General features: G+C 50.5%; 3 protein-coding genes and 1 pseudogene. 2 read left to right on the plus strand and 2 right to left on the minus strand.

From position 1 onward, the window contains the following. Both VIR50_RS07680 and VIR50_RS07685 read left to right on the plus strand, forming a co-directional pair. A pseudogene (locus tag VIR50_RS07680) lies at positions 1–253 on the plus strand (hypothetical protein); the annotation flags it as partial. A gap of 33 nt (positions 254–286) precedes the next feature. Next, on the plus strand, positions 287–1096 hold the full coding sequence (locus VIR50_RS07685; RefSeq protein ID WP_331934561.1) for a DUF3108 domain-containing protein: 810 nt from the start codon (positions 287–289) through the stop codon (positions 1094–1096). Between the two features lie 161 nt (positions 1097–1257). On the opposite strand, the gene VIR50_RS07690 is transcribed toward VIR50_RS07685, so the two are convergent. After that, on the minus strand, positions 1258–2550 hold the full coding sequence (locus tag VIR50_RS07690) for an L-cysteine desulfidase family protein (RefSeq protein WP_331934562.1): 1293 nt from the start codon (positions 2548–2550) through the stop codon (positions 1258–1260). A 54-nt stretch (positions 2551–2604) separates the two neighbouring features. Further along, positions 2605–3735: protein-disulfide reductase DsbD family protein (locus VIR50_RS07695; RefSeq protein WP_331934563.1), on the minus strand; the 1131-nt coding region annotated here is incomplete at its 5' end.

Here is a 3735-nt window from a genome sequence, read left to right on the forward strand (position 1 = left end):
CAATGGGCGCTGGGATACGGGCGACTTTGACAGCGATCGCCAACCCGAAGAGGTGTATTACTACCCTGAGACCATCAATGTGAGGGCCAAATGGGACATCACCGAGACGTGGAATCCTAAGCTGAAGCCCCTCTATGAGCAGAAACCCGGGAAGTTGGTAAAGCAAAAGAACGATAAGCAAAAGCGCATTGTGAACCGCAACGCGCAACGTGCTACCCAATTGGGAATAGAATATATAAAGAAGAATATGTAGCTTCGGCTGCCTATTCGTTAAACAAGAAACGGTATGAAAAAACTATTTGGCTTGTTAATGGCGTTACTGCTGTCGGTCTCGTTGCCGACATCGGCGCAGTGTACGTTCCGCAATACCGCCTTTAAATCGGGCGAATTCCTATCTTATAACTTGTATTATAATTGGAAGTTTGTGTGGGTCAAGGCCGGCACGGCGTCCATGTCGGTGGTTCAAAGCCACTATGGGGGCAAGCCGGCGTATAGGGCCAGCCTCACCACTCGTGGCAATAGGCGGGTTGATGAGATGTTTGTGCTGCGCGATACGCTGCTTTGTTACAACACGCTTGACTTGGCTCCGCTCTATTATCGCAAAGGAGCGAGGGAGGGAAGTCGCTACACCGTGGACGAGGTTTTGTACTCTTATGCGGGTGGAAACTGCAATGTGCGCCAGCATAGGCAGCATAACAACGGCACCCACTCTTGGGAAAAGAACAGTTATAGCGACTGTGTTTACGACATGATGAGTATCTTCTTGCGGGCCAGATCATTCAATCCGGAGGGTTGGAAGCGAGGAAACGTCGTGAACTTTCCTATCGCCGACGGTAAAGGACGTACCCCCGCACGCTTGGTTTACAATGGAAAGAAGGTCGTAAAGGCCGATAACAACCGTAAATATCGTTGCCTTCACCTTTCTTATATGGAGCAAGAAGACGGTGAGTTTAAGCGTATCGTGGACTTCTATGTGACCGATGACAGCAATCATGTGCCCGTAAGGCTCGATATGTTTCTGCGTTTTGGCTCGGCAAAGGCCTTCCTCGTGGGCATGCAAGGCGTACGGGGACCCGTTAATTCGTTAGTAAAATAAAGATGATAAATGGCAAAGGGCAAGCTCATAGCTTGCCCTTTGCCATTTCTTTTAAGTCTTGTTTTAGGCCGATGGTTGGCCTTGTAGGTTTTATGATAAGGCTTTTAACTCATTCGTACACGGCCTATACCTTATTATATAATAAGGAGTGAGCGCCTCGTTTATGACTTTTTCTTGCTCGTCATGATGTTGAGCACCATGTCATCGGTGGAACACATGGCTTCCTTTCCTATGCTTGTGAGGTTTTGAATGGAGCGATCGACATCCTCATCGATGATACCTTCGGCCGCCGTAACGTGCTTGCCTTCCATCGAGAGCAGGGCAGAGAGCAGGGCAGTGCTGACCCCCGATGAAATCTTAAGGGCGCAACTGGGCTTCGCTCCGTCACAAATCATGCCCGTAAGGTTGGCTATCATGTTCTTCACAGAGTGACATACACGGGTGTAATCGCCACCCATGAGGTAGGTAATGCCGCAACTGCTGCCGATACTTGCTACCACACAACCGCATAAAGCCGACAGTTTGCCAAGGCTTTGCTTGATGTATATGGCCGTAAGATGGCTCAACGTGAGCGATCGGATGAGCTCTTCCTCGGTGTTCTCGTTCTCCATCGCGTAGACCGCAACGGGGTTTGTGGCGCATATTCCTTGGTTTCCCGACCCGCTATTGCTCATCACCGGAATCATGGCACCCCCCATACGGGCGTCGCAAGCGGACGCAGTCTTCGATATAATGTGCGAGAATATGCTGTTGCCAAATATGCCATGACTGAGCGGACGGTCCATAGTCTTGCCCAAACAGTGCCCGTAATTGCCCTTAATACTTTCCTCGGCAGCCTTCAGATTGTATTCCTTGGTCTTGAGAATGAAGCGCAATAGCTCCACGGGAGTGGTGGTGGCAAAGTCCCAAACGGTTCTCATATCGAGCTTGAAGTCGTCCTCCGCCTGCTCATTCGATGAGCGTTGACGCTTGTCGAGCAGCACTGTGCCATTGCGTTCCTCGTAGATGAAGTTGGTGTGAGCACCGGCAATGATGGCCGTGGAACGGCTATCGGCGGCCTCGCAGCACACCTCTACGTAGAGCTTCTCGCTGATATTGTCCTTCAGTTTGATGTCGATGTGATGTTCGGCGATGTACTTCTTGCCCTCCTCAAGTGCCTCCGGGGTGAGGTCTTTGATAACTTCGAGATGGTATTCGGACTTTCCTATGAGCGCGCCCAAGGCCACTGCGATGGGCAAACCGATCATTCCGGTGCCGGGAATACCCACTCCCATGGCGTTCTTTAGTATGTTGGCACTCAGCCATACGGTGATTTTCTCCGGCCTGTGGCAAAGGTTTTCCGTGGCTTTAGCCGTGCAGAGAGCCACTGCCATAGGCTCTGTACAGCCTACGGCAGGGACTACTTCCTTCTGTATAAGCGCAAGAATTCTTGCTTCAATGGTTGGTTCAATCATGGCGGTATTGCTCTATGAGCATTTCATAAATGTAAGACAAGGATAAGGAATCGGTTACTTGGCCCGATAATTATTGAGTCCTCCGTCGAGGAAATCTAAGTATTCATCGATGTTTTCATTATAAGAACGACTGCCGGTGAGCGGCTTTCCGTCGTTGTCGAGACCGATATAGAACGGCTGGGTGTTAGCGCCAAACTTGGAACTTTGCAGATAGCTCCACTTATCGCCTATGGTACGGAGGGTTTTCTCCTTACCGTTGACGGTCACGGTGATAGGCTCCGGCAACTTCGTTTTGTCGTCGACGAAGAGCGAAATGAGCACATAGTCCTTCTTGAGCTTGTCAGCTACCCGTGCGTCAGTCCACACGGCAGCCTCCATTTTTCGGCAGTTTACGCAGCCAAAGCCCGTGAAGTCGAGCAATACAGGCTTGCCCATGGCCTTTGCGGCAGCCATACCTTCCTCGTAATTGGTATAATGTGTCTCAACGGTTTTGGTGTTGAGGTTGAAGTCTTGCGTATTCATGGGGGGAGCAAAAGCGCTTACCGCCTTGCAAGGAGCGCCCCACAAACCCGGAATCATGTACACGGCGAAGGCCACGGAGCAGAGTCCCAACATAATGGCAGGCACCGGCATAGGCTTGTTGAGGTTACCTCCTATCTCGTCGGTTTGGAACTTGAGCCAACCGATAAGGTAGCAACCCAAGGCCAAGAAGATAACGATCCAAAGGCTGAGGAATACCTCTCGATCCATCAAATGCCAGCCGTAAGCCAAATCGGCTACGCTAAAGAACTTCAAAGCGAACGCTAACTCGATGAAACCAAGCACTACTTTGATTTGATTCATCCAAGAACCACTCTTCGGACTCTTCTTCATGAGCGTGGGAAAGATGGCAAACAGCGTGAAAGGAATGGCCAATGCCAGCGCAAATCCAAACATTCCGACCGCCGGACCTACCCAATTACCCGACGTAACGGTCTCTACGAGCAACAAACCGATAATCGGCGCGGTACATGAAAAGCTAACCAGCACCAGCGTAAAGGCCATAAGGAAGATAGAGAGCAGGCCTGTGGCGTTGCTGGCCTTGGAATCTACGGAGTTAGCCCAGCTATCGGGCAGCTTTATTTCAAACCAACCGAAGAAGCTCACTGCGAAAACTACGAGCAGAACGAACAAAAATATGTTGAA

This window comes from Prevotella sp., assembly GCF_036570325.1.
GTDB lineage: Bacteria > Bacteroidota > Bacteroidia > Bacteroidales > Bacteroidaceae > Prevotella.